General features: G+C 52.1%; 20 protein-coding genes and 1 tRNA gene. 12 read left to right on the plus strand and 9 right to left on the minus strand.

The annotated features are described in order from the left end of the window. Positions 1-310: 310 nt before the first annotated feature. From hpnA to GOB90_RS09225, 10 genes are all read left to right on the plus strand, one after another. Positions 311-1,306, plus strand: a complete 996-nt coding sequence (gene hpnA / locus GOB90_RS09180) for a hopanoid-associated sugar epimerase (protein WP_146886426.1) — start codon at positions 311-313, stop codon at positions 1,304-1,306. 13 nt (positions 1,307-1,319) lie between these two features. Beyond that, positions 1,320-2,471 (plus strand): glycosyltransferase, encoded by a 1,152-nt coding sequence (locus GOB90_RS09185; RefSeq protein ID WP_146886428.1) that lies wholly within the window; start codon positions 1,320-1,322, stop codon positions 2,469-2,471. 89 nt (positions 2,472-2,560) lie between these two features. Next, complete coding sequence (locus GOB90_RS09190; RefSeq protein WP_173572015.1) at positions 2,561-3,493, plus strand: squalene/phytoene synthase family protein; 933 nt, start codon at positions 2,561-2,563, stop codon at positions 3,491-3,493. Between the two features lie 49 nt (positions 3,494-3,542). Continuing rightward, positions 3,543-4,454: a presqualene diphosphate synthase HpnD gene (gene hpnD / locus GOB90_RS09195; protein ID WP_146886430.1), complete on the plus strand. Its 912-nt coding sequence runs from the start codon at positions 3,543-3,545 to the stop codon at positions 4,452-4,454. A gap of 4 nt (positions 4,455-4,458) precedes the next feature. Beyond that, positions 4,459-5,757 carry a hydroxysqualene dehydroxylase HpnE gene (gene hpnE, locus GOB90_RS09200; protein ID WP_146886432.1) on the plus strand — a complete coding sequence of 433 codons (1,299 nt, stop codon included), beginning with the start codon at positions 4,459-4,461 and terminating at the stop codon, positions 5,755-5,757. 75 nt (positions 5,758-5,832) lie between these two features. Then, positions 5,833-7,788, plus strand: coding sequence for a squalene--hopene cyclase (gene shc, locus GOB90_RS09205; RefSeq protein WP_373322153.1), 1,956 nt, complete (start codon positions 5,833-5,835; stop codon positions 7,786-7,788). Positions 7,789-7,799: 11 nt separating this feature from the next. Further along, entirely contained in the window at positions 7,800-8,471 is a 672-nt protein-coding gene (locus GOB90_RS09210; protein ID WP_146886436.1) for a phosphorylase family protein, read from the plus strand. Positions 8,472-8,731: 260 nt separating this feature from the next. Further along, positions 8,732-11,248 carry a glycosyltransferase family 2 protein gene (locus tag GOB90_RS09215; protein ID WP_146886438.1) on the plus strand — a complete coding sequence of 839 codons (2,517 nt, stop codon included), beginning with the start codon at positions 8,732-8,734 and terminating at the stop codon, positions 11,246-11,248. A gap of 182 nt (positions 11,249-11,430) precedes the next feature. Continuing rightward, positions 11,431-12,660, plus strand: a complete 1,230-nt coding sequence (locus GOB90_RS09220; RefSeq protein WP_146886440.1) for an acetate/propionate family kinase — start codon at positions 11,431-11,433, stop codon at positions 12,658-12,660. Positions 12,661-12,699: 39 nt separating this feature from the next. Beyond that, positions 12,700-15,090, plus strand: coding sequence for a phosphoketolase family protein (locus GOB90_RS09225; protein WP_146886443.1), 2,391 nt, complete (start codon positions 12,700-12,702; stop codon positions 15,088-15,090). A gap of 377 nt (positions 15,091-15,467) precedes the next feature. Here GOB90_RS09225 and fumC read toward each other — a convergent pair whose 3' ends face one another. Next, complete coding sequence (gene fumC / locus GOB90_RS09230) at positions 15,468-16,913, minus strand: class II fumarate hydratase (RefSeq protein ID WP_146886446.1); 1,446 nt, start codon at positions 16,911-16,913, stop codon at positions 15,468-15,470. Positions 16,914-18,497: 1,584 nt separating this feature from the next. Between fumC and GOB90_RS09240 the strand changes: the two genes are divergently transcribed. Both GOB90_RS09240 and GOB90_RS09245 read left to right on the plus strand, forming a co-directional pair. Further along, on the plus strand, positions 18,498-18,983 hold the full coding sequence (locus tag GOB90_RS09240; protein ID WP_146886448.1) for an Hsp20 family protein: 486 nt from the start codon (positions 18,498-18,500) through the stop codon (positions 18,981-18,983). Positions 18,984-19,066: 83 nt separating this feature from the next. Beyond that, positions 19,067-19,324: a DUF1150 family protein gene (locus GOB90_RS09245; protein ID WP_173572017.1), complete on the plus strand. Its 258-nt coding sequence runs from the start codon at positions 19,067-19,069 to the stop codon at positions 19,322-19,324. A gap of 105 nt (positions 19,325-19,429) precedes the next feature. Here GOB90_RS09245 and hpf read toward each other — a convergent pair whose 3' ends face one another. The 8 genes from hpf to GOB90_RS09285 form a co-directional block, all read right to left on the minus strand. Beyond that, positions 19,430-20,017 (minus strand): ribosome hibernation-promoting factor, HPF/YfiA family, encoded by a 588-nt coding sequence (hpf, locus tag GOB90_RS09250; protein WP_146886452.1) that lies wholly within the window; start codon positions 20,015-20,017, stop codon positions 19,430-19,432. 64 nt (positions 20,018-20,081) lie between these two features. Then, complete coding sequence (gene rpoN, locus GOB90_RS09255; protein ID WP_146886455.1) at positions 20,082-21,584, minus strand: RNA polymerase factor sigma-54; 1,503 nt, start codon at positions 21,582-21,584, stop codon at positions 20,082-20,084. A 10-nt stretch (positions 21,585-21,594) separates the two neighbouring features. Further along, on the minus strand, positions 21,595-22,404 hold the full coding sequence (gene lptB, locus GOB90_RS09260) for an LPS export ABC transporter ATP-binding protein (protein ID WP_194300889.1): 810 nt from the start codon (positions 22,402-22,404) through the stop codon (positions 21,595-21,597). Next, positions 22,404-23,474, minus strand: a complete 1,071-nt coding sequence (locus GOB90_RS09265) for an LptA/OstA family protein (protein ID WP_146886503.1) — start codon at positions 23,472-23,474, stop codon at positions 22,404-22,406. The genes lptB and GOB90_RS09265 overlap by 1 nt, the downstream gene beginning before the upstream one ends. Positions 23,475-23,498: 24 nt before the next feature. Beyond that, the gene (lptC, locus tag GOB90_RS09270; protein ID WP_146886457.1) at positions 23,499-24,260 is read right to left on the minus strand and encodes an LPS export ABC transporter periplasmic protein LptC; all 762 of its coding nucleotides are present in this window, start codon (positions 24,258-24,260) and stop codon (positions 23,499-23,501) included. Position 24,261: 1 nt separating this feature from the next. Beyond that, on the minus strand, positions 24,262-25,257 hold the full coding sequence (locus GOB90_RS09275; RefSeq protein ID WP_146886505.1) for a KpsF/GutQ family sugar-phosphate isomerase: 996 nt from the start codon (positions 25,255-25,257) through the stop codon (positions 24,262-24,264). Positions 25,258-25,408: 151 nt separating this feature from the next. Next, the gene (locus GOB90_RS09280) at positions 25,409-26,068 is read right to left on the minus strand and encodes a ribonuclease D (protein ID WP_146886459.1); all 660 of its coding nucleotides are present in this window, start codon (positions 26,066-26,068) and stop codon (positions 25,409-25,411) included. Positions 26,069-26,098: 30 nt separating this feature from the next. Continuing rightward, positions 26,099-26,185: transfer RNA gene (locus GOB90_RS09285), tRNA-Leu, on the minus strand. Positions 26,186-26,255: the final 70 nt, after the last annotated feature.

Below are 26,255 nucleotides of genomic sequence, written 5' to 3' on the forward strand. Positions count from 1 at the left end.
AATCATACATCTTTGGATAAGGTTCTGTGACTACGCACAGTACCGAAGCAAGGCCAGCGTAGCTCCCCTGGCTGATAAGGCAGTCCATGCCTCACCTTTGGATATTAAATGATAAGCCGACGATCGGAACAAAAACAGTGGCCGCCCTTACACTAACATTTGTTGCAGCGCCAGTCCGGCAAGCACGCTGACGCTTCTGTCTCCACCGGTTAAGTCTGTTTTGTTTTCTCTGTGCCTCTGGTCTTTAGTGCGGCCATCGGGATAAGCAGTGATGCCTACCTGTTGCCGTAACGTTGAAGGAATTCGTTGCATGACTGCGCCGACACTCGTCACAGGTGCTACCGGTTTTGTAGGGTCAGCCGTGGCGCGCACGCTCCTTGAACGCGGGCACAATTTGCGGCTTATGGTCCGTGAGGGAAGCGACCGCAGAAATATTGCTGATATTCCGGCGGATCTGGTTGAGGGCGATCTGTCGCGCCCTGCAACATTTGCCCGTGCTGTCGCGGGATGTCGCTATGTTTTCCATATAGCCGCCGATTACAGATTATGGGTGCCTGATCCCGCGCCGATGATGGCGGCCAATGTTGAAGGTACGCGCCTGCTGATGCTTGCAGCAAAAGACGCTGGCGTGGAGCGGATCGTATACTGCTCATCTGTTGCGGCTCTTGGTCTGATCGGGGATGGAACTGTCTCAGATGAAGAGACGCCGGTTCATGAGCATTCGGTCATAGGCATCTACAAAAAGTCGAAATATCGCGCTGAACAGGAGGTGCTTCGGCTGACGCGTGAGCAGGGGCTTCAGGCTGTTATCGTCAATCCGTCGACGCCGGTCGGGCCGCGCGACATTAAACCTACGCCTACGGGACAGATGATTCTCGATTGTGCCGCCGGAAGAATGCCTGCGTATGTCGATACAGGCGTCAATATTGTGCATGTTGATGATGTGGCGGAGGGCCATGCTCTGGCTCTTGAGCGTGGCCGAATCGGAGAAGCTTACATTCTGGGCGGGCAGAACTACCTGCTGGGTGATCTGTTTCGCATGGTTGCCGAGATTGCCGGCGTGAAGCCGCCACGGATCAGTCTGCCGCAGGAGGTTATCTGGCCAGTCGCAGTCGCATCGGAGTGGTTGTCCCGCCGCTTCGGCATCGAACCGCGAGTCACACGTGAAATGCTGGCGATGTCGAGAAAAAAAATGTTTTTCTCTTCAGAGAAAGCTATCTGTGAACTCGGATATCATCCTCGCCCCGCGCGTGAGGCCGTTAAAGACGCCATCGACTGGTTCCGTGATGTCGGGATGCTTCGGTAAGAGAGTTCCGGTGATGATGGCCTTTTTTGCGGCGGTCTCTGCCGTCATCTGGGTTCTGCTCATTTTTTTTCATGGAAAATTCTGGCAGGCAGGGCCAGTGCTCAGGCGTGATGACTCTTCGCGCGCGCTGCCCCCTGTCAGTGTCGTAGTTCCGGCGCGGGATGAAGCTGAGTCCATTGGGGGGTGTCTGGAGTCTCTTCTTGCTCAGGATTATGCCGGACCTTTCGGTGTGGTTCTTACAGACGACGGGAGCGTGGACGGCACCGGGGGGCTGGCCCGGAAATTACCTGATCCTGCGGGAAAGCTGACGGTCATTGATGGCTTATCCCGCCCGCCAGGCTGGAGCGGAAAGCTTTGGGCCGTGCAGCAGGGCGTAATGCAGGTGCGCCGGGATAACCCTGAAGATGATGGCTACATTCTGCTGACAGATGCCGATATCGAGCATGATCCGGTCCACGTTTCCACTCTGGTTGAAAAGGCGGAGCGGGAGCAGCTGGACCTTGTCTCGGAGATGGTTGAACTGAACTGCGCCAGTGTTTCGGAAAAGGCATTAGTGCCGGCTTTCGTGTTTTTCTTTGCTCTCCTTTATCCGTTTGCCCGGGTTAATGAGCCTGCGAACCGGACAGCTGCTGCTGCGGGAGGGACAATTCTGATACGAAGGAGTGCGTTGACGCGGATTGGCGGAATTGAGGCTCTGAAAGGTGCTTTGATTGATGACTGCACTCTGGCCGCTCACGTAAAAGGTTCCGGCGGAAAAATTTATCTTGGACACTCATGTCTTGCGCGGTCCGTCCGCCCCTATCCGCACCCAGGCGACATCTGGAAAATGATTGCGCGCACGGCGTATGTGCAGTTGCGCTATTCTCCGTTGCTTTTGCTTGGAACGGTTATCGGGATGGTTCTGGTCTGGATTGCGCCGGTTTTTTTTGTAATTTTCGGTCGGGGATTGTCGCGAAAGCTCGGATTTGTGGCGTGGTCAATGGCAATGGCGTCTTATACCCCGACGCTTCGCCGGTTTCGGTTATCACCATTATGGGCTCTGTTATTGCCTGCTGTGGCTGTGTTCTACACGGCCGCCACCATAGGTTCAGCCTTTGATCATCACAGAGGGCGTGGCGTTCAGTGGAAGAACCGGGCTTATACAGATGCCAGCCACGATCGTTGAGAGCGGGAAGAAATTCGCAATGCGGCTCTGTCGGGCCTGTACTGGCAATGGTGTAGGAATCTGCGTCGAGAGCGTGTAAGCAGCCCGCCATGTTGTCTTCCTCTTCTCCTGCCGGGCTGAATGAGCCTGCTTCCGGAGCGTTGCCCGCTGAACCTGGCGGGGAGGCCCGCATTGATCCGTGGTCAGCTCCGGACGTCTCTTCCGGGAAAGGTGAGGCGGATGAAAATTTCCCGGTCGGATCGTTGCTTTTTCGGAAGAATCTCAGGGATCATATCCACGCTTATTATGACTTTGCCCGTTTTAGCGATGATATAGCGGACAGCGAGTTACTGACGCCGGACGAAAAGGTCGCGCGGCTTGATGCGATGGAGAAGATCGTTCGGGGGAGTGCCGTGGCTCCGGATCGGAAAGACGCCCGGTCAGCGGCGCGGTTGCGGCTGAGTCTGTTGAGAACCGGATTATCATTCGAAGTCGCGACGGATCTTCTGGTTGCGTTTCGTGAGGATGCGGTGAAATCGCGATACAGCACGCTGAATGAACTCAATCGGTACTGCCGTTACTCAGCCAATCCGGTCGGGCGTTTTCTGCTGAGTTTGCATGGTGAGAGCGCGGAGACTTTTGCCGCCTCGGATGCGTTATGCACCTCATTGCAGATTTTAAACCATCTGCAGGATTGTAAAGGTGATCTTCAGCGTCTGGACCGATGCTATATGCCGGTTGATTTGCTGGCGGCGCATGGGCTTGGAACCGATGTGTTGCTGGAATCCCGCACAGCTTCCGCGTTGCGCGACGTGTTTGATATTATGCTTGATGAAGTTGACCGGCTGAACGCGCAGTCAGTGTTTCTTGTGCAAAGAGTTCGGATGCCGGGGATGCGAATGTATTGCGGGGCTGTTATCAGGCTGGCGCATCTGCTGGCAGCGCACCTGCGAGCCGGTGATCCACTGGCGGAACGGGTGGCGCTGACGAAGATGGATTTTGCACAGGCAGCTCTGTCTGCGTTCCGCGTGTGGAAGAATTGAAAACAATGACCTTTGCAGAATTGACCCACTGCCGGTTGCACGGGGGAGAATGCCAGTGACTGACCCGATCAGAACGCATGATGAACCGACACCGCTTGGCTGCGATCCGGCTGACCTTGCGCGGGTCGAGGCGATCGTTCGCCAGTCCGGGACCTCCTTTGCCGCCGGGATGCGCGTGCTGCCCTCCTATCGCCGGTATGGCATGTATGCGATTTATGCGTTTTGTCGCATTGTGGATGATATCGCGGATGGCGATACGCCTTCCTCGTTAAGCGGCGCCGGGCAGATACAGGAGCGTATGGCGCAGCTGGAAGCCTGGCATGCGCGTATTGCCCGTCTCTATAATGATGAGACACGTGATGCACTTGATCGGGTTCTTCATGCGGCAATCCGTTTTTTTGCTCTCAGGAAAGAGGATTTCGACGCAGTTATCGACGGTATGACAATGGATGCCGGGAGTCCCATAGTTGCGCCGGATGAGGAAACACTCGATCTTTATTGCGATCGGGTCGCTTCCGCAGTCGGGCGTTTGTCCGTTCATGTGTTCGGAGACAGTTCCGAACACGCTAAACGTGTGGCATATCACCTCGGAAGAGCGTTGCAGCTGACGAACATTCTGCGGGATGTCGCTGTCGATGCCAGAACAGGGCGTCTTTACCTGCCGCGTGATCTGCTGATGCGGTTTGATGTTCCTGCCGATCCCCAGCAGGTTCTGGTCGCGCCTGGCCTTGCGGGCGTAATGCGGATTATGGCTGCCAGAGCACAGGATCATTTTCGCGAAGCTTTCTCCTCAATGAAAAAATGTGATCGCCGTGCCATGATTCCGGCGCGTATGATGGGAGGGAGCTATCTGGCCATTCTGAATGCTCTTGAGCGGCGAGGCTGGGACCACGTTCTGACACCGTCACCTGTTTCGAAGCTCGGTAAAGCAGCCGGTGTTCTTCGGGCCTTTGCGGCCTGAATTTATGGCGCGCAGGGTTCATATCATTGGGGGCGGCCTGGCGGGTCTTTCGGCCGCTGTTGAGGTGGCCGGCAGCGGGCTGCACGTTATCTTGCACGAGGCTGGTCCGGCATGTGGCGGGCGCGCACGCTCCTATGAAGACCGAAAGCTCGGCTGTCGTATTGATAACGGCAACCATCTGCTGCTGACGGCTAATCAGTCTGTCTTTCGGTATCTCGGACTGACCGGAGGTCTGGATACGATCACGGGGCCAGATCGTCCGATTTTTCCGTTCGTGGATCTTGCGGACGGTGATCGCTGGACTCTTGATCTGTCAGTCGGACGTATTCCGTTCTGGGTTCTTAACCCTCGCCGGCGGGTGCCGGGGATGCGGCTGGGTGAGCTTATCAGCCTGAAAAGGCTGCTGGAGGCCGACGCTGATGAGACGGTTTCAGCATGTCTGATGCCTGGGCCGTTCTCACGCAGATTGCTGGACCCGTTTTCTGTCGCCGCGTTGAATACACCGAGTCATGAGGCGAGTGCGGCATTGCTTGGACATGTTGTTCGTGAGTCCCTTGCGAAGGGTGGCCGGGCCTGTTTGCCACGGTTCCCGAAGACAGGTCTTTCAGAAAGTTTTGTTGATCCGGCATTATCTCACCTGTCCGTGCTTAAAGTTGAAATACGAACCGGACGGCGCGTAACTTCGATCGAGACGTCGGACGATCGTGTGACACAGATATGTTTTCCGGACGATGCGATCAGTGTTGGTGATGATGACGTCGTCATTCTTGCGGTAACAGCACCCGTTGCAGCCTCATTGCTGAAGCATGCTCTCCCTGATTTGCAGGTTCCAGATGCTTTTGAGGGGATACTGAACGCACATTTTCGTCTGGAGAAGCCACCGCAGTCTTTGGGAGCATTTGCTGAAGCACGTTTCATGGGGGTGATCGGTGCGTTGACAGAGTGGATTTTTCTGAAAGATGACGTAATTTCCGTTACGGTGAGTGCTGCAAACCGCTATGCGGCGCGCGATCAGGACGAACTGATGACTGTCATCTGGCAGGAAGTGCGTCGGGCGCTGGATTCAGTATTGAGTGTTCCGCTTCCGCTAGTCCCGATGGCTCAGCGTCTGGTCTGGGAGAAGCGTGCCACCTTTGCAGCTACGCCCGAACAGTTGCGTCGGCGGCCCGGTGCCCGAACGGCTCTTGCCAACCTTGCTCTGGCCGGAGACTGGACGGCAACGCATTTGCCGGCCACGATTGATGGTGCTGTGAGATCAGGCGTGGAGGCTGTCCGCGTTCTCGGGTTGCGGGGACCTTTATAACAAATCAACAGGAGCTGTCCGGTTTAGTCGCGGCATAGCCCTACGGAGGAAAGACTGCTGACCATGCTGGATGTAATGGATTCCGCCGCCACTTCAGAGATTGATCCGGGTCAGCTGGATCGCGTGGTCGGACGCGCGCATCAGGCTCTGGCCAGACGTCAGGATAGTGACGGGCACTGGGTGTTCGAACTTGAGGCAGACGCAACGATTCCTGCTGAATACATCCTGCTGGAGCACTTTCTTAACCGGATTGATGACGCAACTGAGCAGAAGATCGGTATATATTTACGACGTATTCAGGGGGAGCATGGTGGCTGGCCTCTCTATTATGGCGGCAAGTTTGATATTTCGGCTTCGGTTAAAGCTTATTTTGCATTGAAATGCCTGGGAGATGATGTTGCCGCGCCACATATGAGGCGCGCGCGCGAAGCGATTCTTGATCATGGCGGCGCGGAGCGGAGTAACGTCTTTACGCGTTTTCAGCTTGCCTTGTTTGGGGAAGCCCCGTGGCACGCAACACCAGTCATGCCTGTTGAGCTGATGCTGCTGCCACGCTCGGCATTTTTTTCCGTATGGAATATGTCGTACTGGTCGCGTACCGTGATCGCGCCGCTTCTCGTGCTGGCGGCACTGAAGCCTGTTGCGGTTAATCCACGTGGCGTTCATGTGCAGGAACTTTTTGTTACACCGCCAGATCAGGTCAGAGACTGGATACGTGGCCCCTATCGTTCGGTGTGGGGGCGAGCTTTTAAGGTTCTGGATCAGGTTCTGCGTCCGGCCACAAAGCTGATTCCGTCCTCGACGCATCGGCGTGCGATTGACGCTGCTGTGAAGTTTATCGAACTGCGACTGAACGGAACAGACGGTCTGGGCGCAATCTACCCGGCGATGGCGAATACCGTGATGATGTATCGGGCGCTCGGTGTACCTGACACCGATCACAGAGCTGCAACGGCATGGGAGGCTGTTCAGGCTCTTCTGGTGGATCACGAAGACGAAATTTATTGTCAGCCCTGCGTTTCACCGATCTGGGATACCGGACTCGCCGGACATGCAATGATGGAAGCTGCAAGCGGTCCGGCCGGGGTTGACCCTGGAGCAACCAAAGCCGGTCTGGATAAAGCGGCAGAATGGTTACGCGATCGTCAAATTCTGGATGTAAAGGGTGACTGGGCCATAAATTGTCCGGATCTGGAGCCCGGAGGCTGGGCGTTTCAGTATAACAACGATTACTATCCGGACGTTGACGATACCGCTGTGGTCGGCATGCTTTTGCATCGCCAGAATGATCCCGCGAATGCAGAAGCTCTTGAGCGTGCTCGTAAGTGGATTGTTGGCATGCAGAGCTCAAACGGCGGCTGGGGTGCTTTCGATGTTGATAATAATAAAGAACTTCTCAATTATATCCCGTTCGCGGATCATGGTGCATTGCTGGATCCGCCTACGGTAGACGTTGCAGCCCGTTGTATTTCTTTTCTGGCTCAGCTGGGGAACAATGAAGACCGTCCGGTTATTGAGCGGGGTTTACAATTTCTGCGGGACGAGCAGGAAAAAGATGGATCATGGTTTGGTCGCTGGGGGACCAACTATATTTATGGCACATGGTCCGTACTCTGTGCGCTGAATGCTGCCGGCGTTTCTCATGATGACCCGATGGTTGTCCGGGCTGTGGAGTGGCTTCGTTCTGTTCAGCGTCCGGATGGTGGCTGGGGCGAAGGGTGCGAGAGCTATGAAGATGGACCTCATGGGATCTATAAGGAAGGTCTGCCTTCTCAGACGGCCTGGGCTGTCCTGGGTCTGATGGCTGCCGGCCGTCGCGATGACCCGGCAACGGTACGTGGCATTGCGTGGCTGACCACTCACCAGGATGAGAACGGTGAGTGGGATGAACAGCCATATAATGCGGTGGGTTTCCCGAAAGTATTCTATCTCCGTTATCACGGGTATCGGCTGTTTTTCCCGCTCATGGCACTGGCGCGCTATCGTAATCTGGGAATCAGTAATACACGCCATGTGGCCTTTGGTTTCTGAAGAATTGTTTGATGGATGAACGTGTAAGACAGGATATTGGGTTCCTCGTAGGCCTGAAAGCGGAATCTAATCTGCTCCGGCGCTTCTGGCCTGACGCGCCGATCGCAATCAGTGGCGCGAGCAGCGCGGGCGCTGAGCGGGGTTGCGCGCGCCTTGTGGCCTGCGGAGCAAAGAATCTTGTCTCATTTGGTCTCGCCGCCGGACTTGATCCGGCCCTGAAGCCCGGTACGATCGTTGTTCCAGATGTCGTTATGGCCGGGAAGACGCTGTATCCATGCGATCCGGCTTTACGCCGTCGTCTCGGTGCGTCGCCGGGTCATGTGACTGCAGGGGCACTTCTGCACAGCGATACCGTTGTGCTGGATGCAGTCGTGAAGCAGAATCTTGCGCACGAGAGCGGGTGTTGTGCGCTTGATATGGAAAGTGGCTTCATTGCGAGGACCGCCCGGCAGAATGGCCGCTCATTTGCTGTTCTGCGTGCCGTCTGTGATCCGGCTTCACGAAGTTTGCCTCCGGCGGCGGGTATTGTTCTTTCTCCCGATGGCGACGTGAAAATTGCATTGTTGCTTCGTTCATTGCTGAATGCCCTTGGCCAGATTGGTGGTCTCGTCGAACTGGGGGTGGATGCTTTTAAAGCGCGTCGCGCTATGTCACGTTTTCTGACTAATAATTTTCCTGATTAATTTTCAAATTAGTCATTCGAATGGGCGATTAGCTCAATCGTTCTGTAACGAGCCTTATACTAAGCCGGAGAAGTTTTATGGAATATTTTTTTAACCGCAGGATTTAATCTAAAATGTAACTGTTTTCTTCCGGAATATATGGGTGAGATTCTTTCCAGGCTTTTGTTCATGCGATGCAGATTAATCGTTCTGACAAAAAACTGTGATTATTTAGCACGCGACGCGCCTTCGTGCGTGCAGGTGTCAGTGACGAGGATTAAATGAGCACTTCACAACCAGCCGCGCGGCGTCTGATCCGGTTTATAGGTTATTTTGATAGTATCGAAGGATCTCAGCTGCAGGGCTGGGCTTGTAACCTTGCTGCCCTGCGTGAACCTGTAAAGCTTCATGTCCTGGTCGATGGCCAGGAGGTGGGAATTGCTATCTGCGAGCAGTCACGACCGGATGTGCAGGCCAGACTTGGTATTACAACGTCAAAACTTGGATTTGTATTTAATATTCCACAATCTGTTCTGGATGGAAAAGAACATAGAGTCGGATTGCGTTTTCCTGATCGCTCTGTTGTGCCATCACTGGCACAGCATGATGGCTCGATTCACGAAGAAGATGTCCTGGCTTTTCTGAAACCACGTTATGTTTACGAATCTTTTTTGGACGGTTTTAAAAGCGGCGCGCTTTGTGGCTGGATACAGCGCATCGATCCGACCAGCGGCGAGCGAAACGGTAATTGTGAAATATCGATTTTTGTCGATGGTGTACCTTTTGCTCAGGTTCATGCAAAAAGATTTCGCGGCGATGTAATGAAAGCCATCGGCGGCGATCCGAACTGCGGCTTTCATGTGCCGATCCCACAGTCATTTAGTGCTGATAGTGTACATACAGTTCGTGTTGTCATCACGAATGCGAATATTGATGTGCAAGGCAGTCCTGTTACGACAAGTTTTGTCGGACATGAACTTGAGGGCCGATTGCTGTCTCTGGGGAAGACAGCAGACGATCTTTATCGCGAAATCATATCTCTGCGCGGGAAAATTGCTGACCTTTTGCCGGACCGGAAATACGGTCTCGATAATTATGATAAATGGGCAAAGATATATTTTTCGCAATTAAAGGAGCGGGTTGCATTATCAAGACAGAACGTCGGGTATCTGTCTGCTGAAAATCAGCCTCTGGTAAGTATTATTTGCCCTACCTATAAGCCAGATATAGTCGATTTTATGGCCGCAGTTGACTCTGTTGTTGCTCAGACATGGAGTAACTGGGAACTTATTGTGGTTGATGATGGAGCTAAATCACTTGAGGTTGCGGTCCGAGTTGCGGAATACAGCAGAACTGATCCCCGGATTACTTTAATCCGGCTTAAGCAGAATGCAGGGATTTCAGGGGCGACAAACGCTGGTATCAAAGCGGCTAAAGGCGACTGGATTTTATTTTTTGACCACGACGATTTGCTGGTCGACGTGGCGATTGAAATGATGCTTCAGCATGCATGTGACACGAGTGCTGAAGTAATCTATTCCGACGAAGATAAAATTGATGTGTCCGGATATTTGCAGGAACCGCATTTTAAGCCAGATTTTGACTATCGTTACCTGCTTGGTTGTAATTATATTTGTCACCTTACGATGGTTCGTGCTGAAACAGTTAGGCGCGTCGGTGATCTGCGGCCTAGATACGATGGTGCTCAGGATCATGATTTTCTGTTGCGGCTTACTGAAATTGTTCCACGAAACCGGTTTATGCATGTTCCGGAAATTCTTTATCACTGGCGCAAAACAGCTAATTCAACCGCGACGACACTTGCCAATAAAAATTATGCCACCGAGGCTGGCGTCCGATGCGTTTCCGATCATCTGAACCGTGTCGGATATGATGCAACTGTAAATGCAATTAATGGTGTCACTCTGTATAACGTGCAGTGGGCTCTTCCGAGATCACCACATGTTTCAATTATTATTCCTTTCAGAGATCAGATTGAAACTACAGGAGAGTGTGTAAATCGGATACTTGAACATACCAAATACGACAATTTTGATATTGTTCTTGTTGACAACTGGTCGACTGAAGAAAAAACAGCTGAATTTATTCGTTCAATCAGTCGAGATCCGCATGTCCGTATTCTTTCTGTTAAAGAACAGTTTAATTTTTCGCGATTAAATAATCTGGCTACCATTAATAATGGAGCTGAATTTTACGTATTCATGAACAATGATTTGTTTGTAGAGGACGAAAACTGGCTCGCAATTGCACTGGCTGAAGCGCTTGCTGGTGACGATATCGGTGCTGTGGGAGGAAAGTTTCTTTATCCCAGCGGAAGAGTGCAGCATGCAGGTGTTGTCGTCCATCCGGATACCGTCGCTACTCATGTTCATCAGGGACGGTCTGCAGAAGAGTATGGCTACATGGGACGTGCGCTTGTCAGTCATGAAGTGACCGCGGTTACTGCTGCTGCTGTCGTGGTAAGGGCGGAGGCTTTTCGCGAAGTAGGTGGCTTTGATGAAATTAATCTGAAAATTGCTTATAATGACGTAGATCTGTGTCTGAAGTTACGCGAAGCCGGATGGCGCATTATTCAGTGTAATAATTTCAAAGCTGTTCATTATGAAAGCTTTTCGCGAGGTGGTGATGAGACTGTTGAGAAGAGAGCGCGTCTGTCTGCCGAATCTCAGCATATGCGTGACCGTTGGAAGGACTCTCAATTTTACAAGTGTGATCCGGCGTATTCACGATATTTTGCAATCGATCAGAATTATTACGATTTGATTAATCCTGAATAATCTTCGAAAGATCTGATTCAAATCAGGTCAATGGTCTTACGATGTGCTAAATTGTTTGGAATGTCCGGAGTTTGGTCAACACTTAAAATGGACATACGCTGCATTCTTTTTTCATTTACCGGCTAATCAACATGTGTTCGACGCAAATTTTTAAGAGGGCGTAATTCGGGGGAGGAGAGCGGATGACAGGCCTTATTCTGACGCTAAACAGCGGGTCTTCTAGCCTCAAATTTGCTGTATATCGGCCTGTCGATTTTGGCGAACTGACAGAAAAAGATTGTGTTCTCCACGGAGCAATAGACGAAGTCGGAGAACACTCTGGTTTCAGAGCCTTCGACAATGCGGGCAACATCCTCGTCGATGAAACATTACCGGCAGAAATAAGTTGCGGAGATCGACCAGCACGGGGCGTAAGGAATGAAGTTATTATTCCCTGTCTGGAATGGATAGAAGCACATATCGGGTCCGAGGTGCTTATTGCCGCAGGACATCGGATCTTACATGGCGGACCGCACTATACCCAGCCGACAAGGTTTTCAAAACAGGTTCTGGCTGATCTTACGGCTCTCATACCACTGGCTCCTCTTCATCAGCCTGCCTGTCTGGCTCCTGTTTCAACTCTTGAAAAAACAAGGCCAGATCTTCAGCAGTTTGCCTGTTTCGATACAAATTTCCACCAGACATTGCCTGAAGTTGCAAAGCGCCTCCCATTGCCCCGCCGTTATAGTGAGACGGGGGTCAGGCGATATGGCTTTCATGGCCTTTCTTACGCTTATATTGCCAGTCGTCTGCCTGAAATCGCGCCTGATATAGCGACAGGCCGCGTCATTGTCGCGCATCTGGGTAATGGCGCGAGTCTGTGTGCGTTGCGCAATGGCGTCAGTATAGAGACAACAATGAGTCTCACAGCACTGGATGGCCTGATTATGGGAACAAGAACAGGGGCAATTGATCCTGGTGCGGTCATTTATATGCTCCAGACTGAGCAAAGGTCGGCCGACGATGTTGTTGATATCCTTTATCGTCAGTCCGGCTTGCTGGGTATTTCGGGCGTATCTTCGGATATGCGTTTGCTGCGAAAGGAGAATGGAAATTTTTCTGTAAAGCAGGCGATTGAATTATTTACTTATCGGATCGTCCAGGAAATCGGAGCTTTGATTGCTGTGCTCGGCGGGCTGGACGCTCTTGTATTTACGGCGGGCATTGGTGAACATGACGCTGCGCTTCGGCATGATGTTTGTTCAGCCTTTGCATGGATGGGCATTGTTCTTGATCAAAGTCGCAATGATCAGATGAGTTCTGTTATTAGCGCTGAAGATAGCAAAATATGTGTTTTTGTAGAGCCGACCAATGAGAACTTGATGATCTGCCGGGCTGTTCTGGGTTGCCTCAATGAGTCCCGTTCATCTTGAGCTGGTTAGAGTGTATCTTGAAAATAGGGAAAACATCTGGTGAGTCAGGACAGCAGGGTTGTAACGGACGGGTTTGATAAGCCTTTGTCATCAGACGAACTGGTCATTTTTAATCGCTGGTGGAGGGCTGCGAACTATTTATCTGTCGGGCAGATTTATCTTCTGACCAATCCCTTGCTGCGTGAACCTCTTAAGCTGGAGCATACAAAGCCCCGGCTACTCGGACACTGGGGCACGACGCCTGGCATCAATTTTATCTGGTTGCATTTGAATCGTGTAATAAAACAGCTTGATCAGAATATACTTCTCATTTGTGGCCCCGGACATGGTGCGCCGGGAATTCTTGCAAGTACATGGATGGAAAGAACGTATTCCGAATATTTTCCGGACATAACGCAGGATGAGGCGGGAATTGAGAGACTGTTCAGGCAGTTTTCTTTTCCCGGTGGTGTTCCCAGTCATGCCGCAGCAACTACCCCGGGTTCGATTCATGAAGGCGGAGAACTGGGTTATTCACTTTCTCATGCTTATGGCGCGGCTTTCGATAATCCGGGTCTGGTTGTTGCCTGTATTATAGGCGATGGAGAGGCCGAGACAGGTCCCCTCGCGACTTCGTGGCATTCTAATAAATTTCTTGATCCGATCCGGGATGGAGCTGTTCTTCCGATTCTTCATCTGAACGGATACAAAATTGCAAATCCGACTGTCCTGGCAAGAATTCCGTATTCTGAACTTGAGGCTTTATTGCGCGGATATGGCTACGATCCTGTTTTTGTTGAAGGGGATGAGCCGGATCTGATGCATCAGGCTATGGCTGCCGCCATGGACAAAGCATTTACACTGATTCGCTCAGTCCAGGCTGAAGCAAGGTCATCCGGTACATCGAAATCCCGGCCGGTCTGGCCCATGATTGTGTTAAAAAGTCCAAAAGGATGGACCGGACCCAAAACTGTAGATGGGTTGCGGACGGAAGGATACTGGCGGTCACATCAGGTGCCTGTGTCTGAACTGGCCAAAGGCGATCACCTTGCAATTCTGGAACGCTGGATGCGGTCTTATCGGCCAGAAGAGCTGTTTGATGAGGACGGACGTCTTCATTCGGATATCAGGATGCTTGCGCCATCAGACAGGAAACGGATGAGTGCGTCACCGTATGCTAATGGCGGACTTTTGAGGCACCCATTGCGTCTGCCTGATTTTTCAGGTCATGCTCTCGATGTATCCTCTCCCGGGCAAACAACCGGAGAAGCTACGCGTATTCTCGGGACATGGTTGCGCGATGTAATGACCGCAAATCTTGATCAGGCTAATTTCCGAATCTGGTCGCCTGACGAGAATAACTCAAATCGCCTCAATGCGGTGCTGGATGCGACGAATCGTGCCTGGGACGCTGAACGCTACGATTATGACGACCATCTTGCCTCTGACGGGCGGGTGATGGAAATTCTGAGTGAGCACACATGCCAGGGATGGCTGGAAGGATATCTGCTGACAGGAAGGCACGGACTGTTTTCCTGTTATGAGGCATTTGTCCGTATCGTAGATTCCATGGTCAACCAGCACGCAAAATGGTTGAAAACGTCAAGGGAAGTGCCGTGGCGTCAGCCTGTTTCATCGCTTAATTATCTTATTACATCACACGTCTGGAGGCAGGATCATAACGGATTCAGCCACCAGGATCCTGGTTTTCTTGATCATATAGCTACTAAAAAAGGAGAAGTTTCGAGGATTTATTTACCTCCCGATGCCAACACACTTCTTTGTACTGCTGATCACTGTCTGCGTTCATGTGATACACTGAATGTCATAGTCGCCGGGAAACAGCCAGAGTTACAGTGGCTTGATATGGATGCGGCTATCGCTCACTTTAGTAAGGGGCTGGGGATCTGGGAATGGGCAAGCAATGATAAGGGTGAAGAGCCTGATGCCGTCATTGCATGTGCCGGTGATGTGCCGACGCTGGAAGCTCTTGCTGCGGTCAAATTATTACGAGAGCATATTCCGGATGTAAAATTGCGGGTTATTAATATTATTGATCTGATGAAACTGCAATTGCCGGAACAACATCCACATGGCTTACCAAATGACATATTTGACTTGCTATTTACTGTAGATCGTCCGGTTATTTTTGCCTTTCATGGATATCCGTCTTTAATACACAGGCTTGTTTATAAAAGAACTAATGCGGCAAATTTTCATGTTCATGGATATCAGGAGGAAGGTACAACGACGACGCCGTTTGATATGACTGTTTTAAATGAGCTGGATCGATTCCATCTGGTAGCCAATATTGTAAGACGAATACCGCGACTCACAATCCGTGCGGCATATGTCGGGGAAGCTGTTCTCGATAAACTGGTCGAGCACAAAAGGTATATTCATAAATATGGTGAAGATATGCCTGAGATACGTAACTGGACGTGGTCATGATCATATCACTGACCTGAAGAGCAATATTTAGCGCCATTTCTAACCTGTTTTCGTAGTGGCCGGTTCATTGTCTGTTAGGATGGAGTTTCATGTGTGGCAGGACCGGTTCTTCAGAGGAAGAGAAAGGCGCCCGTTACGATTGATGTTTGCCGGTCCAGCCTTCATTCTTGTCTCAGACAATGCACAACTTCTTGCCGCCGGAAATTTCTGAAACCACCCTGACAACAAAGAATGCTACCTGTTCGGCATAAGAAATATATTCTAAAAATATTCTTATTATTTATTTCCTGCAATAGGGCTCTGCTCAGCGAGTAAATAGATATTCGATGAACAGAGCTGTTTAGATTTTCAATCAGATGTAAAGAAAAATACCAGTATTATGCACCCGCAAGACTATGTCCTGCCATTTTAAGGGGATTGACATATTTATCGAATATTTCTTCGTCAACACCGGATTCGATAGCTGCTTTACGCAATGTCTCGTTGTTCTCCATAGCGCGATGGGCAATAGCTGAAGCCTTATCATAGCCGATGGCTGGACTGAGCGCCGTAACGAGCATGACTGATTCTTCAACATAGCGCGCTATCCGCTCTTCATTCAGTATTGTCCCTTCTACTGAAAAGACCCGGAAATTACGGCATCCGTCAGCAAGAATACGAATAGCATGAAGGACATTAGAGATAATGACCGGTCGCATCACGTTGAGTTCAAAATTGCCCTGTGCACCGGCAAAGGCGACAGTTGTGTCGTTACCCATTACCTGCGTTGCGATCATGACCATGGCTTCACATTGAGTGGGATTGACTTTACCCGGCATGATAGAAGACCCGGGTTCGTTTTCCGGCAGATGTAATTCACCCAGTCCACAGCGTGGCCCGGACCCAAGCCATCGCATATCATTTGCAATTTTCATTAAAGTCACAGCAATCCCGCGCAGTCCCGCGGAAGCCCGGACCATGGCATCCAGCCCGCCAAGTGCAGCAAATTTATTTGGTGCAGTGACGAATGGTTTATTCGTCAATGTGGCAATTTGATCGGCAATAGCTTTGCCAAAACCCGCAGGAGCGTTAAGGCCTGTTCCTACAGCAGTGCCGCCTGCGGCAAGCTGGGCAAGACCACTTCGGGCCGCCTTCAAGGCATCCATGGAATCCTCAAGCTGCTGAGCCCAGCCTGACCACTCCTGCCAGACGGTTAAAGGTACTGCATCCTGTAGATGAGTGCGGCCAATTTTAACAATGCTTTTCCATTTATTGGCTTTTTTTCGAATGATGTCGGTCAGAGATTCAACCTGAGGTATCAATGTATTTTCGATTTCAAGAAGAGAGACGACATGCATAGTGGTAGGGAAGGAATCGTTACTCGATTGTCCCATATTAACATCGTCATTTGGATGAACCGGCTTTTTTGAGCCAATCCTACCCCCCAAGAGCTGAATCGCCCGGTTGGCAATGACTTCGTTTACATTCATATTTGTCTGAGTGCCTGAGCCAGTCTGCCAGACAAACAGAGGAAACTCGCTGTCCAACTGTCCTGTGGCGATCTCGTCGGCGGCTTTGATAATCGCATCTGCTTTCCATTGTGGCAGGCGACCATCTGCCGCATTTACCTGAGCAGCAGCCTTTTTTACTATTCCGTAAGCTCTGCACAATTCGATTGGCATCACGTCGCGCCCGATCGAAAAATGCACCAGACTGCGCTGCGTCTGCGCTCCCCAGTAGTGGTTCGCCGGAACTTCTATTTGTCCCATAGAATCAGTCTCGACACGAGTACCGCAGGCATCAATGCCGATCGGGATGTCACGCAGTGTATAATTTTCAGTCATGAGAACCTCCATGAAACAGATAGCTTTCATAAGAGGTAGACTTTTTCTGTAATGTTTGCCTGCGTACTCCCGCAACTGTGATGTTTGGGAACGCATTTCACTGTGAAGCCGTAACTGGCTGAGATCCTGGGCACGTCTGCTGTGGGCGATTTAGCCCCGGAATTTGCTGGAACGAATGATTGGTGAATCTATCAGGCTCTGAAGTCCGGACATTGCAGACATATTCAGCAGGCATGAGGCCGTTAAAAAGCCTGAGTGGCGAGCAAAGCTGTTAGTAGTGATGAAGTCGGTGAAGAGCGCCCGAAACTGATTGTGGTTGTCGTAATGGAGGCAGGTTCAGGTTGTCTTCCTTATTGTTCAGTTCACTCGCTCTCTCGGGTTATTAGTTTAAGAATTTATTACGTAATATCAGATGCTTGATGATTTTTACCTTCTGAAGCTCTCTGATCGTGGCCAGATGCATTCCGGTGCGTGGCTGATGGCACCGAAGAGATGAGGCCGGCCTTTTATATCTGCCTGATACCAATGCAGAAGAAGCCGGGTAGTCTGTCTGAAGCGTCGCCGCTTCGACTCGTTGCCACCGAATGTCAGGCAAACAGGAGATGCCGGATCATCACCGGCAGGGCAGATGAAGCAGTCATTATCGCTTCTTCCGCCCGGGAGATTATCATGGCTTTGCCCGTTTTACTGACCATCAGGCGGCCGATATTTTCGCTGCTTTGCTGCCGTCTTTGTGCTGGTTTGTAATTTCGGTTCAACGTCGCAGGCGAAGTTTCTGATTGTTATGTCACTATCCTGAGGATGTGCGTGGACTAAAGTGTTGTCATGACGAATGGGCCCCGCAGAACTTCTTTCGCACTTGTGGGAGTAATACATCATTAAAGCAGTGACCACATAGCCAAGTGTATTCTGCTCTTGCAGGACACCCAGCGATTCCGCTTGCAGTCAATATGGCTCAGTGAGCAACCCGATCGGACAAAACCGTTGCAACCATAAGAAGGCCAACAACGGGGACAAAAGCGAACATAGATACAGCAGCGAGAGTGCTCACCGGGTTGGCGATGAGGTTCAACATTTCATGGATAAGCATATTCATAACTCCGAATAAATGTGTAGCCGGAAAAAACATATTCCTGTGGTGGAAGGCAAGACTTAGAGTTGAAGGGCAGGGTTCTCGAATATGCATATTAAGACAGGATAAACCGTAAGTCTTTGTTATAAAATGGTTTAATAGTTTCGGTTTCGAATGAAATAATATCCGCAGTAATGCGGATCTAAAGTTTCTTGGATTTATGATTAATAAATAGGCAGTAATCTGACTCAGATTGATTAATTTATAATCATATAATTTTGTATATATTTTGTGCATATCATGCTGATATATTTTAAAGAGAGCAAAATACCTAGCGGGGCGATATCCTTAAATGATGTATTAAGAATGTGATCAGTATGTTCGTGGGGCTGAGAAGCTATCAGGCGGGTAATTTGTCCGTCCTCTTGTAAACAGAAGGTAGCGATCCATATATCTTCATGTGTGGCTGCCATACGGGGCCATTTCTGTCTCGCTCATCAGAGGAGGCTGCAATGTCAGGCAGAGTTTTTGGATCGCCAATGTTTCTGGGATTCGACCATCTCGAAACCATGCTCGAGCGTGCGTCGAAATCATCGGGGGAAGGCTATCCACCTTATAATATTGAACAGATCAGGCCGTCCGCTCTGCGGATTACTCTGGCGGTAGCCGGATTTACGATGGAAGATCTGCAAATCACTCAGGAAGATAACCAACTGGTTATTCGCGGACGGCAGTCCGAAGATATCCAGGGGCGCGTTTTCCTTCATCGTGGCATCGCGTCCCGACAATTCCAAAAGTCATTCGTTCTGGCTGAAGGCATCGATATAGGGGGCGCCTGGCTTGATAATGGCCTGCTGAATATTGATCTTTACCGACCTGAGCCCGAAGTGAGGGTGCGGCGGATTGATATCACCAGGGGTAGTAATTCTCGAAAAGAAGCAGATGAAGGTGTGCCCTCTTCGGCGCCCCGGGTCGTGCGCAGCATAGGTGATGACTGATCTATACGCACGATAAGTAATTTTTGTCCTGAATTCTATGAAACCTGGCACAATCAGTGCGGGGAGGCATTATGCAAGGAAACATGGCGCGTTATCAGACTGTCGTTGCACGTGAGGGTTCAGATACGTCTGAGGGGATCGATATTCGTAAACTGACAGACGATCAGTTTCTGACTCTGGGGCTGCCTGAACTGGTCTATATCCGCAAAGGGAATAGCGCGGACAGTGATGTTTTCTCCATCCACGCTGCAAACGGGCAGATTATGGGGATTGCGGAAGACATGGAAGCAATTTTTGCTGCCATTATTCAGCATCAGATGGTTGCGGTGACCATTCATTAAATCACGAGGCAGATATCCTTCGGACAAGACGCACCGTTTATTAAGGAGTAATGCGTCTTGTTTCGACAAAACAGTAAAGACGGACAGGATTAGCTGGTTTAGTGGTCACGCGACTCCTGGGTCAACCCAGCCAATATTTCCGTCATCACGTCGATAAACGATATTGATCTGGCGATTGACGCTGTTGCGGAACATAAGAAGGCTGCGATCAGCGAGATCAAGACGCATGACCGCTTCGCTGACACTCAGGAGTGCGATTTCGGTTGTTTGCTCGGCGATGATTGTTGCGTATGGGCCTTCCGCGCTTTCATTCGAAAGTGAAGTCGGAGGATGTTGGTCATTTGGCTGAAGGACATAGGTACGACCGATTTCCGGGCCAGGGTGCCGCGCTGTTGCTCGGGAGTGTGTCCGGACCCGGCGGCGATAACGGCGTAATCTGCGGGCAATATGCTCTGCGGCATCATCGAAAGCGGTTGGTGCATCTGCCGCTTCTCCCTCGCCCCTCAGAATGAGACCTCGACCTGCATGAACATTAATATCACAGGTGAAAAATGATCTTGCCCGGCTGAACGTGACATTAGCTTCCATCGCCTGATCGAAATAGCGGTCGGCGATGGTGCCCAGATGCATGGTTACCCTGTGTTTAAGCGCTTCAGACAGATCGATCTGTTTACCAGAAACGTGAACGTGCATTCTGACAGGCTCCCTTTTGCCGAAGAAACCGGTCGCCTCTGATTTCTGACAGCACAGCACGCCATCAGACAGGGGCGGCTCTTTCTCGTTTGCGCTGCACGGAACTCGCGATGTGCAGTGTGTCACGGTATTTGGCCACTGTTCTGCGCGCGATGTCTATTCCTTCTTTGCGGAGTCTTCGCATGATATCGTCATCTGAAAGGATTGTGTCTCGCGTTTCTGTATTAACCATTTTGCGTATTTTAAAACGAATAGCTTCAGAACTAAGATCTTTACCGCCGTGCATATTCCTGATGGCTGTTGTGAAAAAGTATTTCAGTTCGAATACACCCTGCGGCGTGGAAATATATTTTCCGGATGTCACCCGGCTGACTGTACTTTCGTGAAGGCCAGTCGTGGCGGCAATGTCTCGTAGTGTGAGTGGATGAAGGCCGGGCGCGCCCTGATCCAGAAAATCGTACTGATGTCTTATAATTTCAGATGATACCTGCAGCATTGTCCGACTGCGCTGCTCAAGGGCCCGTATCAGGCCGTTAGCATTGGCAAGTTGTATCCTGATGAATGCCTGATCGTCCTTCTGCCCGGTTGAAGTAACGCGCGCCTGCAGCTTTTTGTCCAGATACAGGTGCGGAACAGCTTCATCGTTAAGCTGAACCGACCATCCTCCTCCATCTGGTATGCGGTGGAGATAAACATCCGGGATAATTGTGGCTACGGTTACCGGATCAGGCTGAAACCCCGGTTTTGGGTCAAGTCTTTTCAATTCAGCAAGCATGTCTGCTAAATCGTGATCATTGACACCACAGAGCGCTCGTAGTTTTGCGTAATGTTTTCCCGGGATGAGTTCAGCGTGTTTCAGGAGGGCTGCCATCGCCGGATCAAAACGGTTTTGCGCGACAAGCTGCGCGGCGAGGCATTCCTGCAGATTGTATGCGAAGAGGCCGGATGGCTCAAACTCCGTCATCATCAAAATCCGGAGTGTTTCAACGGCTTCTTCGGGAACATTGAGGTCGGAGGCTATGTCTCCGGATGAAGTGTCCAGACGGCCAGTTGCGTCAAGCCGCGCAATCAGACCAGCCCCGATAAAACGTTGTTGCGGGGTCAGTTGTAGCGTCATCCGTAACTGCTCGTCGAGCTTCTCTGCCAGCGAGACGGGACAGGCCGCCTTCCTGTCTGCCTCTTCCCACTGAGTGAGACCGTGCTGTCGATAATCGACGGGTGCGCCGTCAGTGCTGTAACCGTCGTCAAATCCGCCGCTGCTGGCTTCTGTATCGTAATCCGTATCAAGCGGAGCATCAGCGGAATCGGGAAGAGTTTCGCTTTTGAGAGAATCCGACGAGGGCAGGGGAAGGGACGGCTGCTTTATAATCTGATCTGGTGCAGGCTCATCTGAGTGAGAGGTATCCCGTTCGTTGCAGATCAGCAAAGGATTACGTTGCAGCTCTTCTTCAATGAGCGTTTTTATCTCCGGGCTGCTTAACTGCATGATGCGAATCGCAAGGCGCAGATGAGGCGTCATAACGAGATTATGCGTTTGTCTGAGCTGGAAGCTTGGTATTGTCGCCATACGGCGAAGATTAGATTTTAAAAGTTTCTCCGAGGTACACGCGACGCACGTCTTCGTTTTCTACGATTTCTTCCGGCAGTCCCTGCATCAGAACCTGCCCGCCATGCATGATATAGGCCCGGTCGATGACCCCCAGCGTCTCGCGGACATTGTGATCGGTAATCAGCACGCCGATTCCGCGATCCTTCAGGTGCGAAACGAGATCGCGGATTTCTCCCACGGCGATCGGATCAATACCCGCCAGCGGTTCGTCGAGCAGAATGTAATGGGGCTGACTGGCCAGTGCGCGCGCGATTTCGAGACGTCGGCGCTCTCCACCGGAAAGAGCAAGAGACGGCGACCTGCGCAGTTTGGAGATGCCGAATTCACCGAGCAGCCCGTCCAGCATCGCATCCCGTTTATCAGGGTCCGGTTCGACTACCTCCAGTGCCGCCATAATGTTCTGTTCGACATTCAGCCCCCTGAAGATGCTGGCTTCCTGAGGCAGGTAGCCGATTCCCAGTCGGGCACGGCGATACATTGGCAGGCGGGTGATATCCGCTCCGTCTAGGGTAATTGTGCCTGTATCAGGCTGAACAAGCCCGACGATCATGTAAAAGCTGGTCGTCTTTCCCGCGCCATTCGGACCCAGCAGGCCGACTGCCTCGCCGCGATGTACCTCGATCGAGACATTTTTCACGACCTCACGCTTTTTGTAGGACTTTCCGATCCCGTCAGCGAAGAGACCGTGTCTCCGGTCCCGGTCAATCTGGTTTCCGTCCCCGAAGGAAGAGGGTTCGATTATGACGTCCTCTTCGATAATTTCCTGAATATCCGTCATCAGTGGCCACCACCGCTGCTGCCATCATTGTTTGGAACGACAAGTCCGCTCACGCGCGCGCCCGGGCGTTCGGTCATTGTCGCAATGCCTGTGTGCATATTAATAATGGCCGCTGATCCCTGAAGCTGGTTCTGGCCGCGAGTAATATGGACAGTGCCAACAATCCTCGCAATTCCGGTATCCGGGACATAAACGCCACGATCACCGGTTACAACTTCTGTCGGAGTGCGAACCCAGACATGGCCGAATGCGTTTACTTTTTCCAGTTTACCTGAACCATTGGAGACAGGATCACTTCCCGGCTTTTTTACCGGGGCAGGCGTAGTATCACCCGCTGGTTTGTTATCAGGCGGAGCACTGTAGCCAACCAGAACGTCCGCACGGATCTGCTTGGCTTCATTTGTCGTCACAGTGGCATCGCCACGACCGATCGAAATTCTCGTATCTGAGTAATATTCCATCGAATCGCGGGCAGTCAGAACATCCTGAGGCGTCGTGAGTTTCATCGCGTGCCCCGTCATGACCAGTGTGGCTTTGTCGATATCATAAACGGCTTTGTCGCCCCAGGCCTGATCGGTCTGGGTGAAAATATGCACGTGTCCCATAGCTTCCAGGCGGTAAATTTCGTTCGAGCCGGAACTGTCCATGCCGCCAGCCCCGGGAGCGGACGCATTTGCTCCGCCTTTGTCGCCGGGTGCTGCCGGGCTGGCGAGAGGAGGGCTGTTCCCTGGTGGCTTTTCCTGAACGTCACCGGAAGAACTGACCGGCGACGGAGCCATCGGGTTTACAGCATCCGGCGTTACAGCCTTTTTCCGATAATAAGCAATCAGGCGGTCGGCTGTAACAGTCACATCTCCACGCACCGCCTGAGCCTGGTCATAAGCAGTGACCTTCTGGGCATTCTGATCCCAGTCGAAGCCACCGACAGCCGTCACTGTGATCTGACCGCCGTGAGACAAATCGATTGCCTGCGCACATGCGCGCTGCGAGGGAAAGGCCAGGTTAAGAATGATCACCGCCGTGCCGAGTAAAATCCCTGGCGAGGCATTGATGAGCGTCCCGGCTGTCATGCGGGAGGGGAAGCAGAGCAACATTCAACTGGCCTTATCGTGCGAGCCGTTGCGATCATCGTTCAGGATGAGCCTTCCCGGACCGCGAAACTGAGCAATACCATCGTGTTCAGCCAGGAAGTAACCTCTCGCGTCCAGGACGCCAAACGGCCCTTCAACATGCACCCAGTCATCGGAAGCAACAACGCCTTCATGCATCTCCACGTCGGCAACGGGCCCGCGCATCATGAGCCCATCGTCGCGATAAAGCGTCACCTCATTCGTGAGATCCAGAATTTGCTCGTGCTGCATATAAACGCCGCTCTCAGATTGCAGGTAAAGCCATTGACCGCTCTGGGTCAGTGTATCTGCTGCCGGTGAGATAAGGTCGATTCTGTCCTGATCAATCTGGTGCGCGGTTCTGGCCGTTATCATAAACGGACGGTCATGAGAATCGACACTGCGATAGATTGCTCCTTCCAGATTGCCGCTTTCAAGTTTCAGGCGGGTCGCTTCTGTCAGAGCCGTGTGGCTGGCATTCATCATGCGGTCGATTTCCGGCCACACGGCAATAGAGGCCAGCAAAAGGAGAGCAAGTCCTGGCAGTACCCATTTTGCCCACCGTAGCATAGCGCGACGGCGCGCCAGTTCGGCAGCGGCGGGTGCCCGGCGCGCGGTCACAGCCGCAGCCTCGATTACATTCCGCTGACGGCGCGCCGTCTCATCAGAGCGATTGAAGTCCTGTCGTTCAGCACGCGCAGGGGGGTCTGGTTGTCGGGGTGTGCGATCGTCCGGTGTATCCGCCATATTACGCCACGCCTGCCCGAAGAAGATCATGCACATGAACGACACCGATCACGTGTCTCTCGGTATCCAGAACAAAAAGCGATGTGATCGGTTTCGGCCTGTCATTCATCACGCGTAGCGCTTCGGCTCCCAGAACATCAGCTCCGATCGTCAGCGGTTCGCGATTCATCACCTCATATGCGCATGTCCGGGCCAGATCGCGGTCAAGCGCCGCGCGCAGGTCGCCATCAGTAACAATGCCGGCCAGTGTGCCATCTGCATCGAGTACAGCCACACACCCCAGCGCCTTGCGGGTGATCTCGACGATCACGTCCCGGAGCGTTGCGGAGAGAGGGACTGTCGGAACTGATTCTCCTGTGCGCATCAGATCGCGGACCGTCCGGAGTTTTACGCCAAGTCTGCCGCCCGGATGAAAGACGCCAAATTCGCCGGCGGTAAAACCGCGCTGTTCCATCAGCGAGACAGCGAGCGCATCTCCGAGCGCGAGTTGCATAATGCTGCTGGTCGTGGGGGCCAGCCCCATCGGACAGGCTTCCGGCATTGAAGGTGTCAGCAATACAACATCGGCGGCTTTAGCCAGTGCGGAAGTCCTGCAGGCCGTAATCGCAAAAAGCGGTAGTCCGTACCGGCGGCTGTGTGCGACGATGTCAGCCAGTTCGGAAGATTCGCCCGAATTGGATAAAGCGAGAATGGCATCGCCTGCCGACAGCATCCCAAGGTCTCCATGGGATGCTTCAACAGGATGAACAAAAATGGCCGGAGTACCCGTGGAACTCAGGGTGGCCTGAATTTTTCGCCCGATATGGCCTGATTTCCCGATGCCGGTCACGACGACACGGCCGTCAAGCCGCGCGATGAGATCAATCGCCCGGGCAAAAGCTGCGCCCAGCCCGTGTGTGTCAGCCATGGTCTTTTCGAGTGCAATCAGACCGGCCGCTTCGGCGGTTAATACGGCACGGGCAGCGGTAATCGGATTGCGGGGAAAGTCCCGGGGCATGTCGACAGGCGGATTTCCTGCGGTATTGCCTGCCCGTGAGGGCGTTGCCTGCTGTGCAGATGGCCCGGAAAGATTGGGAGAGCTCATGCCGGTTTCTATCATCCCTCGGGACGCTTCGGTCAATTGCGTCTGATCGGAACAGCCCGCAGATTCAGGCGCGATGGGAGAAGATGTCCGGATCTTCATATCCGAGTAAGTCCAGCCGTGCACGGGCGGGCAGAAAATCGAAGCAGGCCTGCGCCAGTTCACGACGGTTCTCCCGCACCAGCAGCGCTTCCAGTTTGCTCCAGAGCATATGCAGATACAGAACATCGGATGCCGCATATGCAAGCTGTTCAGGAGTAAGCTCAGGCGCTCCCCAGTCGGAACTTTGTTGCTGTTTGCTCATTTCGGCCCCCAGCATCTCACGGCAGAGAGCCGCCAGACCATGCCGATCGGTAAAAGTTCGCACCAGCCGTGCCGCAATTTTGGTGCAGACAGTGGGACCCACGGTAATGCCGAGCGTATGTTGCAGGATCGCTACATCGAAGCGCGCAAAATGCATAATTTTCAGAATGGAAGGATCTGACAAAATGCGCCTGAGATTCGGACAGTCGGCCGGCTTCCCTCCGGGCTGATCCGGAATGATCTGAACGAGATGGGCCGTACCGTCACCAGATGATAATTGTATGAGACAGAGCCGATCCCGATACGGATTCAGACCCATGGTCTCCGTATCGACGGCAACACGCGGGCCAAAATCAAGGCCGTCTGGCAGATCATTGCGATGCAGCGTGATCGCACCATCGGTTGGGATCTGCCTGCCGGCCATGCGTCGTCCATCAGATTTTTAGAGAAACTCTGGTGCCCAGAAGAAGACTCGAACTTCCACGACCTTGCGGCCACAGGTACCTGAAACCTGCGCGTCTACCAATTCCGCCATCTGGGCAAGATGACAGCCCGTTTCCGGGTTGCTGGAGGAGGCGTGTAAACGGGCGGAGCGAGACGGTCAAGGGGCC

Origin of the sequence: Acetobacter oeni (genome assembly GCF_011516825.1) — a bacterium.
Classification (GTDB): Bacteria; Pseudomonadota; Alphaproteobacteria; order Acetobacterales; family Acetobacteraceae; genus Acetobacter; species Acetobacter oeni.

Coding starts and splice junctions, on each gene's coding strand:
- hpnA (WP_146886426.1), top strand. CDS start 311: ATGACTGCGCCGACACTCGTCACAGGTGCTACCGGTTTTGTAGGGTCA.
- GOB90_RS09185 (WP_146886428.1), top strand. CDS start 1,320: ATGATGGCCTTTTTTGCGGCGGTCTCTGCCGTCATCTGGGTTCTGCTC.
- GOB90_RS09190 (WP_173572015.1), top strand. CDS start 2,561: ATGTTGTCTTCCTCTTCTCCTGCCGGGCTGAATGAGCCTGCTTCCGGA.
- hpnD (WP_146886430.1), top strand. CDS start 3,543: ATGCCAGTGACTGACCCGATCAGAACGCATGATGAACCGACACCGCTT.
- hpnE (WP_146886432.1), top strand. CDS start 4,459: ATGGCGCGCAGGGTTCATATCATTGGGGGCGGCCTGGCGGGTCTTTCG.
- shc (WP_373322153.1), top strand. CDS start 5,833: ATGGATTCCGCCGCCACTTCAGAGATTGATCCGGGTCAGCTGGATCGC.
- GOB90_RS09210 (WP_146886436.1), top strand. CDS start 7,800: ATGGATGAACGTGTAAGACAGGATATTGGGTTCCTCGTAGGCCTGAAA.
- GOB90_RS09215 (WP_146886438.1), top strand. CDS start 8,732: ATGAGCACTTCACAACCAGCCGCGCGGCGTCTGATCCGGTTTATAGGT.
- GOB90_RS09220 (WP_146886440.1), top strand. CDS start 11,431: ATGACAGGCCTTATTCTGACGCTAAACAGCGGGTCTTCTAGCCTCAAA.
- fumC (WP_146886446.1), bottom strand. CDS start 16,913: ATGACTGAAAATTATACACTGCGTGACATCCCGATCGGCATTGATGCC.
- GOB90_RS09240 (WP_146886448.1), top strand. CDS start 18,498: ATGTCAGGCAGAGTTTTTGGATCGCCAATGTTTCTGGGATTCGACCAT.
- GOB90_RS09245 (WP_173572017.1), top strand. CDS start 19,067: ATGGCGCGTTATCAGACTGTCGTTGCACGTGAGGGTTCAGATACGTCT.
- hpf (WP_146886452.1), bottom strand. CDS start 20,017: ATGCACGTTCACGTTTCTGGTAAACAGATCGATCTGTCTGAAGCGCTT.
- rpoN (WP_146886455.1), bottom strand. CDS start 21,584: ATGGCGACAATACCAAGCTTCCAGCTCAGACAAACGCATAATCTCGTT.
- lptB (WP_194300889.1), bottom strand. CDS start 22,404: ATGACGGATATTCAGGAAATTATCGAAGAGGACGTCATAATCGAACCC.
- GOB90_RS09265 (WP_146886503.1), bottom strand. CDS start 23,474: ATGACAGCCGGGACGCTCATCAATGCCTCGCCAGGGATTTTACTCGGC.
- lptC (WP_146886457.1), bottom strand. CDS start 24,260: ATGGCGGATACACCGGACGATCGCACACCCCGACAACCAGACCCCCCT.
- GOB90_RS09275 (WP_146886505.1), bottom strand. CDS start 25,257: ATGCCCCGGGACTTTCCCCGCAATCCGATTACCGCTGCCCGTGCCGTA.
- GOB90_RS09280 (WP_146886459.1), bottom strand. CDS start 26,068: ATGGCCGGCAGGCAGATCCCAACCGATGGTGCGATCACGCTGCATCGC.